The organism is Vibrio sp. MMH1-50 (assembly GCF_022347645.1).
Taxonomy (GTDB): domain Bacteria; phylum Pseudomonadota; class Gammaproteobacteria; order Enterobacterales; family Vibrionaceae; genus Vibrio; species Vibrio harveyi.
Genome location: NZ_JAKRGG010000033.1, coordinates 44,021 through 58,208 on the forward strand (window position 1 = coordinate 44,021; position 14,188 = coordinate 58,208).

The window sequence follows — 14,188 nt, forward strand, 5'->3', positions numbered from 1 at the left end:
TTTATCGTTTCACTAGACCAAGTGTATGGCGTAGCAGCGGCTGCTTAAAAGTAGAAAGGTTATCCATCGTTGCGAGAGCAAGGTTACGCCCAATTCGCATCGCCGGTAAATCATTTGAGAAAATATGCACGAGAGAGCTAGTTAACCAAATCGTTTCGCTGCGATCATCTTCACGGCGCTGGCTAAATCGCATCAAACCTTGGTAGCGACCGGCATCTTCAGCTTGCTTAACCACCTCTTCCGCTAATGATGCCACATCACGAATACCAAGGTTGAAGCCTTGCCCAGCAATCGGATGAAGCGTTTGTGCAGCATTGCCGACAATAGCAAAGCGGTGCGAAATGTTCTGCTTACGATGACGCAGAAGAAGCGGATAGCTCGCGCGTTGTCCGACTTTCTGCATCGCACCTAGTCGCCAACCAAAATCGTTCTGCAAGCGCTCAAGAAACTCTGCGTCAGACAAGTTCACGACGCTTTGCGCTTCTTCAGGACGCAGACACCATACTAACGACATACGGTTATCACTCATCGGCAACAGTGCGACTGGACCATTCTCTGTAAAGCGTTCAAAAGCGCGACCTTGATGAGGCTCTTGCGTCACAATATTCGCGATCACTGCCACTTGGTCGAAATCATGCTCAGACAACTCTAAACCGATTTGCTGGCAACATTGCGACACAGCGCCATCAGCAGCCACTAGCAACTTAGCTTCCAGCTTCTCACCGCTGCTTAACTCAATGTGTGCTTTGTCTTTCTCACGCTCGATGTTCGCAACCGAATCAGGGCAAAACAGAGTGATTGCTTTGCTCTTATCCAAGAGTTCTTGGTAGACACGACCTACATCGGCAAGTTCCACTACGTAGCCAAGGGCTTCAACGCCAACTTCGTGCTTGGTAATCTCAGTCATGCCCGCATGAGAGCGGTCAGAAACATGAATATGTTCAATTGGAGTTGCACAAGGCTCGATAGCAGACCACAACTGCAAGTGACGCAGAATGTTAACGGTACCGTAGGACAAAGCAATCGAGCGCGAATCAAAGCCCGGATGTTGATCCGATTGAGCTTTAAAAGGCTCAACAACCGCAATTTGCAGCGCGCCTTTAGATAAACGGTCGATTGCCAACGCAAGTGTGGCACCTGCCATGGCTCCACCAGCAATTACAACGTCATATTGCCTCATGCTAACCTCTAGAAGCTATTCGATAATGGGAAACAAGTGATTAATGAATCGTTGGTTTGTTTTCGTTGCTTTCAGGACGAGCACCAAACTCTGCATGAATAGTTAATACGCAGGCTTTAACGTGTTCGATTACTTGCTCTAACAATAGTGCTTGCTCGCCTAGATCATCATCTTCATCAATGCCCAGTTTGGCAATTTCTTCTAGATCCGCTAAGGCTTCTTTTGCATCGTCTGACGCTTTATCAATCGCAATACCCGCTAAACCCATTCCTGAGATAAAGTGGTTCACAAAATCAGACACACCATCTGCTAGTGCGAACAAACCTTCTTCACCCGCTTCATCAGGAAGCAGCAAAGACAACTCCATAGAAGTGCCAGTTAGCTCGTTAACGGTTACTTGGAACACGCTTTGTGCCAGTGCTAATGCGCTTGATGGCCAGCCCATACCTTCGTTGGTGTAATCAAACAGAATTGGTTGCCAGGTTTGGTCGTTAATCGCCAATCCACCACTGAGCATGCCAACAAGTAGACCATGCAACTCTGCTGGTGTCACAGCAAGGCTTGCAGATTTCAATTCGGCAGCAATAGATTGGTATTCAGGAAGGGTGATTTCACTCATAATCTTGGCTCATTCTTGCGTAATAATGTATCGACATATCCTACCATCAAGCCTAGTCGGCTGAAACGGCTATCAAATTCAATTTTGGACACCATTTGAGCAATTTGCCCAATTCCTGTGTGATCACTTCACCATTTTTCTTTCTGTGAAGGGAAATGCTTGAATCTTAATAGCGGTTTTCCTATAGTTTCCTCCTCGGTAGTTGTATAACGCAACGCCTTAGATAGCGCGAATATAGAGTTTATTCATCATGAGCAATCAAGCGATCGACGTTGAAATCCTTGGCAAAATGACACGAGTGAATTGTCCTGCGGGGCAAGAAGAGTCACTAATTACAGCGGCTAAAGATCTTGATCGTCGATTGAAAGAGATGAGCGAGCGTACTAAGGTAACCAATGAAATTCAGCTACTGACCTTTGCTGCATTGAACATTTGCTATGAATTGCATACCAAATCATACGAATCTAACGGTCAGCAACAAGAAATTACTGAGCGAATGGAAAAGCTCACCGCGTCTTTAGAAAGCGCGCTTAGTAAAGTGAAGCAAGGATAGCAGTAGATACCAAATTTACCCTGGGGTGTGCGTCAGTTGGATTTAAGTCCCTGAGCCGATAAGCAATACCAAAGGGTTAGTACTTGATAGCTATTGAGCAAGCTTGGCATGCACCGAGAAGCCTACGGTTATCATTGCTGATCCGCCTTGAACCAGCTGGTTCAAGGGCCACAATCCTCAACGGCACCCTGGGGTATCCTCTCTATGTCTGACCTATCTCGACAAGAATTCCGCAAACTTATCCGCGAAAAACGCAACGCACTTTGCAGCGATACTCAGTTTCAAGCTGGACTCGATCTCGTTCACCAGTTTTCGCAGTTACCGGAAATCAAAAGCGCACAGCACATTGCTATCTATTTGTCTGCCGATGGCGAGTTAGACACCAAACCTCTGATTGAATCACTATGGCAGCAAGGTAAGTCGATTTACCTGCCCGTCATTCATCCTTTCTCTAAAGGTCAATTGCTCTTCTTGCAATACATCGATGATGAACAGTTGATATACAACAAATACGGAATCTTAGAACCTGCGCTTGATATCCGCTTCCTCAAACCAGTTCGTGAGCTTGATGTCATTTGCACGCCACTAGTCGGATTTGACAGTGTTGGGCATCGCCTGGGAATGGGCGGAGGCTACTACGACCGGACGCTTTCACGTTGGTTTAGTACTGGAGAAGGCGCAAAACCTATCGGCATCGCCCATGATTGTCAGCATGTCGAGCATCTTCCCGTCGAAAGTTGGGATATTCCATTACCTAAGATCGTGACTCCAAGCCAAATCTGGCAATGGGAAAAGTAACGCTTAACCGCTATAATCACGCCGCAAACGTTAACGAACATCTATTCAGGAGATTGGCATGACTCAAGATGAAATGAAGAAAGCGGCTGGTTGGGCAGCACTTAAATATGTTGAGAAAGGCAGCATTGTCGGTGTTGGTACTGGCTCTACCGTGAATCACTTCATCGATGCCCTAGGCAGTATCAAAGATGATATCAAAGGCGCAGTGTCTAGCTCTGTTGCTTCTACTGAGCGTCTAAAAGAGCTTGGTATCGAGGTTTACGAGTGTAACGACGTAGCAATGCTAGATATCTACGTTGATGGTGCAGATGAAATCAACGCAGCGCGTGAAATGATCAAAGGTGGCGGTGCTGCACTGACTCGTGAAAAGATCGTTGCGGCTATTTCAGAAAAATTCGTATGTATCGTTGACGGCACAAAAGCCGTTGACGTACTTGGTCAGTTCCCACTTCCTGTAGAAGTTATCCCAATGGCACGCTCTTACGTGGCTCGTGAATTGGTAAAACTAGGTGGTGACCCTGCATACCGTGAAGGTGTAACAACAGACAACGGCAACGTGATCCTAGACGTACACAACATGCAAATCACTAACCCGAAAGAACTTGAAGACAAGATCAACGGCATTGCTGGCGTAGTAACGGTGGGTCTATTCGCTCACCGCGGTGCAGACGTGGTTATCACTGGCACACCAGAAGGTGCGAAAATAGAAGAATAAATCATTAGATGATTTAAATTTTCTGTTATTTCATTACAGACGGCGCCCTAGGGCGCCGTTTTTTCTTCCTTTTTCTAAGAAAAGCATGCCTTATTCCGTAATTTTCTTACCCAAAGCAAAAATTTTTTGTTACTTTATTGAACAGAAGACGCACAAGGAAACGTTTGTCTTCCGACAAAACTGTTAATTATCCCCTTTTTAATAGTTTTGCTTTATGTGCGCCACATTAGCCCACCTTTCCATTTTAAGGACGAGAAAAATGGCCAAAGTTTCACTGGAAAAAGAAAAGATTAAGATCCTCTTGCTAGAGGGACTCCACCCTTCTTCAGTTGAAGTTCTTCAAGCAGCTGGCTACAGCAACATTGAATATCACAAAGGTTCCCTTCCGGAAGAAGAACTGATTGAAGCAGTAAAAGACGTGCACTTCATCGGTATCCGTTCTCGAACGAACTTATCGGAAGAAGTGATCAATGCAGCGAACAAGCTAGTTGCAATTGGCTGTTTTTGTATTGGTACCAACCAAGTTGATTTAGGCGCGGCAGCAAGCCGTGGTATTCCTGTTTTTAATGCACCATTCTCAAACACGCGCAGTGTTGCTGAACTAGTATTAGGTCAGATCCTACTCCTTCTTCGTGGTATTCCGGAAAAGAACGCACTAGCGCACCGTGGTATTTGGAAGAAGAGTGCAGACAGTTCTTACGAAGCACGTGGTAAGCGTCTGGGCATCATCGGTTACGGTCACATCGGTACTCAGTTGGGTATCATTGCAGAAAACTTGGGGATGCGCGTTTACTACTACGACATTGAAAACAAATTGTCGCTAGGTAACGCTACGCAAGTGTTCACTATGAGTGAGCTTTTGAACAAGTGTGACGTGATTTCTCTACATGTACCAGAAACACCAGAAACCAGGAACATGATGGGCGAAGAAGAGTTTGCTCGCATGAAGCCGGGCGCTATCTTTATCAACGCCGCGCGCGGTACCGTGGTAGACATCCCTGCTCTATGTCATAGCTTAGAATCTGGTCATATCTCAGGAGCAGCGATTGACGTGTTCCCTGTAGAGCCGAAAACTAACGCCGATGCGTTTGAGTCTCCACTGCAGAAGTTCGACAACGTAATCTTAACTCCGCACGTCGGTGGTTCAACGCAAGAAGCGCAAGAAAACATTGGTGTTGAAGTTGCTGGTAAACTAGCGAAATACTCTGACAACGGTTCAACCTTATCAAGTGTGAACTTCCCAGAGGTATCATTGCCTGAGCATCGTGAATGTTCACGTCTATTACACATCCACAAAAACCGCCCTGGTATCCTGACGCAAATCAACACCATCTTTGCTGAAGACGGCATCAACATCGCAGGTCAGTACCTACAAACTGCCGCTGAGATCGGTTACGTAGTTATCGACGTTGAGACTTCTCGCGCAGAAGAAGCACTAGTGAAACTAAAAGGCATCGAAGGCACAATCCGTGCTCGTATCCTTCACTAATCTATTTGAACAAACACAAAAGGCAGGGATTCCCTGCCTTTTTTCGTTTTATTCGTCCGTATTTACTTAAGCATTATTTCAGCCTGTAAACCACATCCACTTGGTCACGAATCACGAGTGTAGAGTCTTGGTAACTGTTTGTACTTTCTCTTGCATCCATTGCCATTGAACGCATCAATACCGGGCGAGCATGCATTTGGTTATAGTTGATCTGCCAAACGTCTCCTAACTTCTTATCAAATCCGGTCGCTAATGAGGCAGCTTTACTCTGCGCGTCTTTAATCGCTGCCATGCGTGCCTTTTGCTGATATTCAGACTGGTTGCTCACTTTTAACTGAATATTGTCGACTTGGTTGATGCCGGCTTTCAGCGCCATGTCCAAGTACTCATTCAAGTTCGCAAGATCATTGACCGTCACGTCAATGCTACGTGATGCACGGTAACCCACAAGTTCCGCCTTGCCCGATTTTGGGTAGTGATATTGTGGAGCCAAGTATAAGTTTGAGCTAGTAATGTTATCTTTTGATAAACCTGCATCTGCAAGGCTCTTAAGAAACGCATCAACTGTATTGTCGACCGATTGCTTCGCTTGCTCTGCTGTCATTGTCGTATCAACTACCTTCACAGAAAAAGTAGCCATATCTGGTGTTGCAACTACCTCACCGTAACCAGTGGTTGATACATGGGCAAAACTTGGTACATCGCTCGCAAACACAGAAATACTGGTAAGGCTTAATGCAGACGCCAATAAACATGAAGACAGTTTCATTCGACAAATCCATCCGTTTTGAAAGATTAAGGTCACTCCAGTGCCAGATCTCATCTCGAGAGATTCGGTGAATACTGTAGCAACTGAGTTGGTATCCTAGCTTCAACGAGGAGAGACACCAATAAACTGGAGTGTATATAGACTCATCATAGAAACTTCTGTCAATTATCCAAGCGCCCTACGCGACTTCTAACACAACTTTGACTGTGTTACTTCACAGTAATTTCAACTTAAAACGCGAGCCAACTGGGAACTTATTGCGGTAAATGTTGTTGAGCGTAACCAATAATCGCTTGTGAAATTTCTTGAAGAACCCCCGTTTCTAACTGCCAGTGGTGCCAGTAAATTCGATAGGACATCAAAAAACCCGGCGTAATATCAATCAACTTACCATTTTCTAATTCATCGGTGATCTGTAATCGAGGAATCAAACAATAAGCCACACCTGCTAACGCCATCTTGAGGAAAGCTTCTGAGCTACTAATGTTGTGATGAATGACACTGTCAGGTCTTACGTTGAAATGTTCAGTCAAAAACTTCTTATGCAGATCATCATATTGGTCGTAAGACACCGCCGGCGCTTTCGCGAGTGTTTGATTGTTAACCCCTTCAGAGAAATAGCGTTGATAAAATTCTGGGTTGGCGACACAGACATAATCGATGCGACCGAGATAGTCGGCACGACAGCCCGGGATGGCTTGAGATTCCAAACTGAGAGCCCCTGCAACCTCACCACTTCTTAGCTTTTCAATTGAGCGCGATTCACCGTAGATGGTTAACTTAAGCTCCACTTGGCGATGCTTCATTACATCCTGCAGCGCAGGTAACAACCATGTTGCGAGGCTATCTGCATTAGTCGCCAAGGAGAGTTGTACAGGGCGAGTGGTAGTGTCGTTCTTCAGTTCAGGGAGGATTTCATGCTCTAGAAGTCTAACGCGGCGATATAGTCCAAGTAACTTCTTACCAATCGGTGTCGGCTTTGGTGGTTGCTCACGGATAAGTACAGGTTGAGCAAGATACTTTTCGAGCTGTTTAATTCGCTGGGAAATAGCTGATTGTGAAACAAATAAGTGTTCTGCTGCTCGGTCAAAACTGCCTTGATGCACGACGGCATCTAAAGCTTCTATCCATTTATAATCCAATCCTCGCACGTGCTTTTCCTCCCTAACAAACGTCAAACACACAAGATAAGTAACACTAATAATATATTAAAATCATTAATTATACTTATTTCAATAAAAGCTTTATCTTCCATTTCTCTGTTGTTCTATTGCTAATTTTTGAGGTGTGTTGTGAGCTTTTGGGTGTTATTACAAGGATTCGGTTTAGGTGCGACGATGATCATTCCAATCGGTGCGCAGAATGCGTACGTCCTTAACCAAGGTATTAAGCGTCAACATCACCTGACGACTGCGACTATCTGTAGCATCCTAGATATGATCTTCATTTCGCTCGGTATTTTCGGTGGCGGTGCGATCCTGTCGCAAAATGAAATCCTACTGACATCGGTGACATTAGGTGGTATCGCTTTCTTGAGCGTTTACGGTTTGCTGTCACTAAAGAGCGCATTCAAACCATCTGATGCATCGGAGTCAAAAAGTGAAGTGGTCGCACGCGGTCGTCGCACTGTAATTCTTGGCGCACTTGCCGTCACCGTTTTGAACCCACACCTATACTTGGATACTGTGGTGATCTTGGGATCCATCGGTGGTCAGTTCGAAGGCAACGATCGCATCGCATTTGCAATGGGAACCATCATGGCATCATTTGCGTGGTTCTACACGCTGTCATTAGGTGCGGCGAAATTAGGTCCGACGCTCTCAAAACCAAAAGTGAAAAAAGGCATCGATATTGCGGTTGCCGTTATGATGTTTACTATCGCTTTTGCTCTCGCAAATGAGCTAATCACCCAATACTGGTAAAGAAAAATAGGAAAGAAATACGACATGGAGTCACCCCAGAAAATCTACCAACTCAATCGAGAGCGGTTTAGTGCGCTCTCCATCCCCTTTCGAGAATGGCAGCATGAAGCCATTCTCGACTTTGAAACCGATATCAAAGTTGCCGCTGAACTCGGCTGGACAGGCACTCACACCAAGAGCCTTTTTCTCAAACTGAAAGGGTTAGGTTACGCCATATACTTGACCGACAAAGACTCGCGTTTAGACTCTAAACAAATCAAAACCATTACCGGCAAACGACCTTCAATTTGTAGTGATGATGAAATGATCGAACAACTAGGCTGCGTACCCGGTGCGGTTTGTCCGATAGGGTTACCAGAGCATGTCACTATCATTGTGGATACTGCACTTTATCAACATGAAGAATTGCTCTATACCCCGGGTTTACCCGAATCGACTTTCGGTTTTGCAGGCAAAGAACTCAAGCGACTACTCCTAGCCGGCAGTAATACTTTATTAGAAATATAAAAGCGCTAGAGATAAAAAAAGCGAGGCAAACGCCTCGCTTTTTATGTTCTCAATCGAAGTGATTAAGCTTCTACTTTGTTCAAGTGAACATCCATTTGTGGGAATGGAATTTCGATGCCTGCTTCGTCTAACGCTTCTTTGATTGCTTGAGTAGAATCGAAGTAAACGTCCCAGTAATCCGCTGTTTTACACCATGGGCGAACCACAAAGTTTACTGAAGAGTCAGCTAGAGCCAGCACACCAATTTGGATTGCTGGATCTTTAAGGATACGCTCATCTTTTTCTAGCACATCACGGATAACTTGCTTAGTTTGTTTAAGGTCAGCGCTGTAAGAAACACCGATAACTAGGTCTACACGACGCGTAGCGTGGCGAGAGTAGTTAGTGATTGCACCACCGATAACTGATGAGTTCGGTACAACAACCATTTTGTTGTCAGGTGTTTTTAGTACAGTTTGGAAGATTTGAATTGCTTCAACACTACCCGCTACACCGCCAATTTCTACGTAGTCACCAGACTTGAATGGACGGAATGCAACAATCAGTACGCCCGCAGCGAAGTTAGATAGTGAACCTTGTAGAGCAAGGCCAACAGCGAGACCTGCCGCACCGATTACCGCAACTACAGATGCAGTTTGAACACCGACACGACCTAGTGCCGCGATAAGTACGATAACGAATAGAAGGTAACGAACTAAACCATTGACGAATTCAACAACAGCTTTGTCCATCTTTTTCTTTTCAAGCACTTTTGAAACGCTGTTTGCTACCGCTTTAACGATAATGTTACCGATAAATAGGATCAGCAATGCAGAAATGATGTTCACACCGTATTGAATAAGAAGATCTGAGTTGTTATTTAGCCATGTTTCAGCTTTGCTCAAACCATCTGTTAAAGAGGTATCGATACCCATCGATTCACCTGCCATAATTCGTATCCTCAAAATAAAGATATTAAATCTAATTGCCGTTAATTTATGAACCTTGTTTTTTATAGGTTCTTATTCACAACAACATCCCTATTGTTTTCCTGAACAGTGTCAGATTTTTGGCACAATATCTCAAAACTGAAATTTTGCAAAGTCAGAGTTTAGCAAAGACCTACAAAACAAAGCTTTATCAGAATTTTCTGATACCGGCATGTTACAGAGTACGCAATGGATTTACATTCCGCCACACTTTTTACTTGGTTTTCTGCCACTTGATGCGGAAATGCGCTGAGTTTCGAAATTTGTACCAACATGAAGGGATATGAAGTGAGGCGATCATATAGCAGCTGACTAAGTTATCAATTGCACGCAGAGGAAGAATAGGATTTGTCTCATTGTTTAGACATAAAAAAACCCGCTCTAAGAGCGGGTTTTTAGAAACTCAGTTGAGACGAATTATAGTACGTCTACTGCGTTTAGGTCAGCAAATGCTTTCTCTAGGCGAGCTACCATTGAAGCTTGACCAGCACGTAGCCATACGCGTGGATCGTAGTACTTCTTGTTTGGAGCGTCTTCGCCAGTTGGGTTACCGATTTGACCTTGTAGGTAATCGTGGTTGTCAGCTTCGTACTGACGGATACCATCCCAAGTTGCCCACTGTGTATCAGTATCGATGTTCATTTTGATAACACCGTAGCCGATAGACTCTTGGATTTCTGCTTCAGTAGAACCAGAACCACCGTGGAATACGAAGTTTAGAGCGTTTGGTGCGATACCGAACTTCTCTGCACAGTATGCTTGAGAGTCACGTAGGATAGTTGGAGTTAGAACAACGTTACCTGGCTTGTAAACGCCGTGTACGTTACCGAAAGAAGCTGCGATAGTGAAGCGGTGTGAAACAGCGCTTAGTTTCTCGTATGCGTAAGCAACGTCTTCTGGAGAAGTGTATAGCTCAGATGCGTCCATGTGAGAGTTATCAACGCCATCTTCTTCACCACCAGTACAACCAAGTTCGATCTCGATTGTCATGTTCATCTTAGCCATGCGCTCTAGGTACTTAGCACATGTTTCGATGTTTTCTTCTAGAGACTCTTCAGAAAGATCTAGCATGTGAGAAGAGAATAGAGGTTTACCAGTTTGAGCGAAGAACTCTTCACCAGCGTCTAGTAGACCGTCGATCCATGGAAGAAGTTTCTTAGCAGCGTGGTCAGTGTGTAGGATTACTGGCACACCGTAAGCTTCAGCTACAGTGTGAACGTATTTAGCACCAGCTACAGCACCAAGGATTTGAGCACCTTGACCTTCAAGTTTCACGCCTTTACCAGCGAAGAAACCAGCACCGCCGTTAGAGAACTGAACAACAACTGGAGCTTTAACTTTTGCAGCTGCTTCTAGTACTGCGTTTACAGAATCAGTACCAACAACGTTTACTGCAGGAAGAGCAAATTTGTTTTCTTTTGCTACTTCAAATACTTTCTGAACGTCATCGCCAGAGATAACACCTGGTTTTACGAAGTCGAAGATCTTAGACATGGATGTAATCCTATTTATCTGTCGTTTTTTAAACAAAACTTGTTAAATTGAAAAATCTTGCAAACGTTTGCTCACAACTGAGGCTATTCTAGCAGAGTTCCACTCTCGTTGCAGCAAACAAGAAAGCGGGAGATGACTCCCCCGCTTTGCGATTATTACTTAGCGCGTGCTTCTAGCATTTCAACTGCTGGAAGTACTTTACCTTCTACAAACTCAAGGAAAGCGCCGCCGCCAGTAGAGATGTAAGATACGTCAGCTTTGATACCGAACTTGTCGATAGCTGCTAGCGTGTCACCACCACCTGCAACAGAGAAACCTTCAGAAGCTGCGATAGCTTCAGAGATACCTTTAGTACCTGCTTCGAAGTTCTTGAATTCGAATACGCCTACTGGACCGTTCCAAAGGATAGTCTTAGCGTTCTTAAGGATTTCTGCTAGTTCAGCAGTTGAATCTGGACCAAGGTCGAAGATCATGTCGTCGTCTTGTACTTCAGAAACGTGCTTGATTTCAGCTTCTGCGTTCTCATCGAATGCTTTCGCACATGCAACGTCAGTTGCTACTGGAATTGCACACTCGTCCATTAGCTTCTTCGCTGTTTCAACTAGGTCTGCTTCGTATAGCGACTTACCAACGTTGTGACCAGCAGCTGCGATGAATGTGTTAGCAATACCACCGCCAACAACTAGTTGGTCAGCGATTTTAGATAGAGACTCAAGAACAGTTAGCTTAGTAGAAACTTTTGAACCACCTACGATAGCAACCATTGGACGAGCAGGCTTGTCCATTGCTTTACCTAGTGCTTCTAGTTCGTTTGCTAGTAGAGGACCAGCACATGCTACGTCTGCGTGCATACCAACACCGTGAGTAGATGCTTGTGCACGGTGAGCTGTACCGAATGCGTCCATTACGAAGATGTCACATAGAGAAGCGTACTGCTTAGATAGTTCTTCTTCGTTTTTCTTCTCGCCTTTGTTAAAGCGAACGTTTTCAAGAACGACTAGTTCACCAGCGTTTAGCTCTAGACCGTTTAGGTAGTCTTTCGCTAGTTTAACTTCGCAGTCTAGTGCGTCGTTTAGGTAGTTAACTACTGGTTGTAGAGAGAACTCTTCTGCGTATTCACCTTCAGTTGGGCGACCTAGGTGAGAAGTAACCATAACTTTAGCACCAGCTTCTAGACAGTGCTTGATAGTTGGAAGAGATGCGATGATACGTGCATCTGAAGTTACTTTACCGTCTTTTACTGGCACGTTTAGGTCAGCACGGATAAATACACGTTTACCTGCAAGATCCAGGTCAGTCATCTTGATTACAGACATGATGTGTCCTCTCAAATATTAAATAATTAAAGTTTTTAAAAACTCGGCAATCCTGCCAAGCCCGTTAATTCTTCAAACTGGTTATTGATATGGAGATACGTCAGATTTATTTCAAGGCTTGAAATAAAAATTTTCTCCATCGCTTATTCACTCTTATTGCTCCACCTGTGAAGAAGCTTGCATTGCTAAAGCGGTATCCAGCATCCGGTTAGCAAAGCCCCATTCGTTATCGCACCAAACGAGCATTTTTACGAGTTGCCCGTTACTCACTCTTGTCTGAGTTCCATCCACAATTGCACTATGGGGATCGTGATTAAAGTCGATGGAAACGAGTGGCGATTCAGTATAGTCAACAATGTCACGTAATGTACACTGAGATGCGTTAACAATGGTTTGATTTACGTCATTAACTTTCACATTTGTACTAATTGTGACACTTAAATCCATCGCAGTGACGTTAACTGTTGGAACTCGAACCGAAATTGCTTCAAATTTGTTAGAAAATTTCGGGAAGATTCTTTCAATTCCTTTATGCAACTTAGTGTCCACCGGAATAATCGATTGACTGGCAGCACGAGTGCGACGTAAATCATTGTGATAAGCGTCGATAACCTGCTGATCGTTCATTGAAGAGTGAATCGTTGTGATAGTACCCGACTCTATGCCGAACGCCTCGTCCAAAACTTTGATGATAGGGACAATACAGTTGGTGGTGCATGAGCCGTTCGACACCACGCGGTGTTCGTCTTTGAGAGTTTCGTGGTTCACACCATAGATAATGGTGTTATCGAGATCGCTTGCGCCAGGGTGTGAGAACAGAACTTTATGAGCCCCCGCTTCAATATGGGCTTGTCCGTCAGCTTGTGAGCCGAAGACGCCAGTACAATCCAGTACGATATCGACTTCTAAGTCACGCCATGGCAAAAGTTCGATTTCAGCAAGGTGGAGGATTCTAATTGGATCGTATTCGCCACTGTCGTGGTGAACGTAGAGGTGTTCTTGGTCATGCGAGATTTTCTTTCCGAAGCGACCATGACTAGTATCATACTGAAGAAGATGTGCCATCGCTTCTGGTTGAGCCAGTTCATTAACTGCAACAACCTTGATCTGCTGGTGCTTACCGCTCTCGTATACTGCTCGCAGTACATTACGACCGATACGTCCAAATCCATTGATCGCAACTTTTAGCATTTATCCTTCGCCTCACCAAAAATTCGTGTCACAGATAGTACCTGATACGAAGACTGAACGCATTAAGTAAGTGATCTCCCTCGCGGTAAACTATCTTTTCACTTCCCGAAATATTCATTTCACTAATATATTGATTTCTGACATCGCATGTTTCGCTTGGCATTTTAACTCCTTGTTTGACCACCAAAAGGAAATGCGTATGTCAGGTTTTTCCACTGCTCACTTTTGCAAGCGATGCAATAGAGAAACACCACACTCAGAGGTGCTGGTCCGTAAACCAAGCAGTTACGATACGGATAAATCGATTCTTGGAACCTTAAAACTTTGGGCTCATACCCTGATAAACGGCGGTCACTATTACGATATGGATCGTTATGTCACTTGTAAGGAATGTGGACACAAAGAGAAGGATAACTGGGGAAACGAATTTGAATAGGCACAAAAAAACCGAGCACTAATGCTCGGTTTTTCATTTCTAGCGCTAAATTACGCTAATAGTTCTTTTGCTGTGTTCACTACGTTTTCTACAGTGAAACCAAACATTTCGAACAGTTGGTCAGCCGGTGCTGATTCACCGAATGTTGTCATACCGATGATACGACCGTCGAAACCAACGTACTTGTACCAGAAGTCTGCAATGCCAGCTTCTACAGCGATACGTGCAGTT

The 14,188-nt window shown here is 44.5% G+C and carries 16 protein-coding genes and 1 other RNA gene; 8 read left to right on the forward strand and 9 right to left on the reverse strand.

What is annotated here, in order from left to right; genetic code table 11:
- Nucleotide 1: 1 nt before the first annotated feature.
- Nucleotides 2-1,180 (reverse strand): 2-octaprenyl-6-methoxyphenyl hydroxylase, encoded by a 1,179-nt coding sequence (gene ubiH, locus MHO32_RS19775; protein ID WP_239213585.1) that lies wholly within the window; start codon nucleotides 1,178-1,180, stop codon nucleotides 2-4.
- Between the two features lie 40 nt (nucleotides 1,181-1,220).
- Nucleotides 1,221-1,799, reverse strand: a complete 579-nt coding sequence (locus MHO32_RS19780) for a YecA/YgfB family protein (protein WP_009699857.1) — start codon at nucleotides 1,797-1,799, stop codon at nucleotides 1,221-1,223.
- A 250-nt stretch (nucleotides 1,800-2,049) separates the two neighbouring features.
- On the opposite strand from MHO32_RS19780, the gene MHO32_RS19785 reads away from it, so the two are divergent.
- From MHO32_RS19785 to serA, 5 genes are all read left to right on the forward strand, one after another.
- Nucleotides 2,050-2,352 carry a cell division protein ZapA gene (locus tag MHO32_RS19785; protein ID WP_005449766.1) on the forward strand — a complete coding sequence of 101 codons (303 nt, stop codon included), beginning with the start codon at nucleotides 2,050-2,052 and terminating at the stop codon, nucleotides 2,350-2,352.
- Nucleotides 2,353-2,366: 14 nt separating this feature from the next.
- Nucleotides 2,367-2,551, forward strand: a non-coding RNA gene (gene ssrS, locus MHO32_RS19790) — 6S RNA.
- Between the two features lie 5 nt (nucleotides 2,552-2,556).
- A complete protein-coding gene (locus tag MHO32_RS19795) occupies nucleotides 2,557-3,150 on the forward strand; it encodes a 5-formyltetrahydrofolate cyclo-ligase (RefSeq protein WP_239213587.1) in 594 nt (197 codons plus the stop codon).
- 58 nt (nucleotides 3,151-3,208) lie between these two features.
- Entirely contained in the window at nucleotides 3,209-3,865 is a 657-nt protein-coding gene (rpiA, locus tag MHO32_RS19800) for a ribose-5-phosphate isomerase RpiA (protein ID WP_005436473.1), read from the forward strand.
- 259 nt (nucleotides 3,866-4,124) lie between these two features.
- Nucleotides 4,125-5,354 (forward strand): phosphoglycerate dehydrogenase, encoded by a 1,230-nt coding sequence (serA, locus tag MHO32_RS19805; RefSeq protein WP_239213589.1) that lies wholly within the window; start codon nucleotides 4,125-4,127, stop codon nucleotides 5,352-5,354.
- Between the two features lie 73 nt (nucleotides 5,355-5,427).
- Here the strand turns inward: serA and MHO32_RS19810 are convergent, their stop codons facing one another.
- Both MHO32_RS19810 and MHO32_RS19815 read right to left on the reverse strand, forming a co-directional pair.
- A complete protein-coding gene (locus tag MHO32_RS19810) occupies nucleotides 5,428-6,123 on the reverse strand; it encodes an oxidative stress defense protein (protein ID WP_009698785.1) in 696 nt (231 codons plus the stop codon).
- Between the two features lie 254 nt (nucleotides 6,124-6,377).
- A complete protein-coding gene (locus MHO32_RS19815) occupies nucleotides 6,378-7,274 on the reverse strand; it encodes a LysR family transcriptional regulator ArgP (protein ID WP_239213592.1) in 897 nt (298 codons plus the stop codon).
- Between the two features lie 141 nt (nucleotides 7,275-7,415).
- Here MHO32_RS19815 and MHO32_RS19820 point away from each other — a divergent pair, with 141 nt between their 5' ends.
- Both MHO32_RS19820 and MHO32_RS19825 read left to right on the forward strand, forming a co-directional pair.
- Entirely contained in the window at nucleotides 7,416-8,045 is a 630-nt protein-coding gene (locus tag MHO32_RS19820) for a LysE/ArgO family amino acid transporter (RefSeq protein ID WP_017189102.1), read from the forward strand.
- A 24-nt stretch (nucleotides 8,046-8,069) separates the two neighbouring features.
- Complete coding sequence (locus tag MHO32_RS19825) at nucleotides 8,070-8,552, forward strand: YbaK/EbsC family protein (RefSeq protein ID WP_239213594.1); 483 nt, start codon at nucleotides 8,070-8,072, stop codon at nucleotides 8,550-8,552.
- A 62-nt stretch (nucleotides 8,553-8,614) separates the two neighbouring features.
- Here the strand turns inward: MHO32_RS19825 and mscS are convergent, their stop codons facing one another.
- The 4 genes from mscS to epd form a co-directional block, all read right to left on the reverse strand.
- Nucleotides 8,615-9,481, reverse strand: coding sequence for a small-conductance mechanosensitive channel MscS (gene mscS, locus MHO32_RS19830; RefSeq protein ID WP_005436480.1), 867 nt, complete (start codon nucleotides 9,479-9,481; stop codon nucleotides 8,615-8,617).
- A 456-nt stretch (nucleotides 9,482-9,937) separates the two neighbouring features.
- Entirely contained in the window at nucleotides 9,938-11,014 is a 1,077-nt protein-coding gene (fbaA, locus tag MHO32_RS19835; RefSeq protein ID WP_005449757.1) for a class II fructose-bisphosphate aldolase, read from the reverse strand.
- A 155-nt stretch (nucleotides 11,015-11,169) separates the two neighbouring features.
- A complete protein-coding gene (locus MHO32_RS19840; protein WP_005436484.1) occupies nucleotides 11,170-12,330 on the reverse strand; it encodes a phosphoglycerate kinase in 1,161 nt (386 codons plus the stop codon).
- 153 nt (nucleotides 12,331-12,483) lie between these two features.
- On the reverse strand, nucleotides 12,484-13,521 hold the full coding sequence (gene epd, locus MHO32_RS19845) for an erythrose-4-phosphate dehydrogenase (protein WP_009698787.1): 1,038 nt from the start codon (nucleotides 13,519-13,521) through the stop codon (nucleotides 12,484-12,486).
- Between the two features lie 199 nt (nucleotides 13,522-13,720).
- Between epd and MHO32_RS19850 the strand changes: the two genes are divergently transcribed.
- Nucleotides 13,721-13,957: a hypothetical protein gene (locus MHO32_RS19850; RefSeq protein ID WP_239213605.1), complete on the forward strand. Its 237-nt coding sequence runs from the start codon at nucleotides 13,721-13,723 to the stop codon at nucleotides 13,955-13,957.
- A gap of 50 nt (nucleotides 13,958-14,007) precedes the next feature.
- Here MHO32_RS19850 and MHO32_RS19855 read toward each other — a convergent pair.
- Nucleotides 14,008-14,188 (reverse strand): transketolase-like TK C-terminal-containing protein (locus MHO32_RS19855; RefSeq protein ID WP_239212520.1); only part of this gene is annotated, 181 nt, incomplete at its 5' end.